The following is a 310-nucleotide window of genomic DNA, read 5'->3' as shown; positions in this document are numbered from 1 at the left end:
GTCTGGGAATCACTTAGCGTCCCACGTGCGAGCAGGTAATGTGTCGCGTCCCCGTCGACCGCCTGCTTCGCGGCGGCGGCGGCCGCCGGGAGCGGGGGCCCCGTCCCCGTCCGGGTCACGCGGATCTGGCGGGGTTGCAGAAGTACTCGATCGAGGAGGCCCGCCCGTTCCTGGAGCGCGCGAGCGCCCGTGAGACGTCGGGGCGGGTCGCGCTGGGCGCCGTCGGCCGGGCGGCCCTGTAGGAGACCTGCGGGATGGAGATCGTCAGTCACGTGGTGGAGCGGGCCGCGGCGATGGCGCCGGCTGGCGT

Annotated in this window: 1 pseudogene; it reads left to right on the top strand. The window is 74.2% G+C overall.

Going from position 1 to position 310, the window contains the following annotated elements:
* Positions 1-20 precede the first annotated feature (20 nt).
* A pseudogene (locus PUR71_RS30760) lies at positions 21-310 on the top strand (chorismate synthase); the annotation flags it as partial.

The sequence above is a fragment of the Streptomyces sp. SP17BM10 genome (genome assembly GCF_036322405.1).
Taxonomy (GTDB): Bacteria; Actinomycetota; Actinomycetes; order Streptomycetales; family Streptomycetaceae; genus Kitasatospora.
This window is presented reverse-complemented; position numbering and strand designations above follow the sequence as displayed.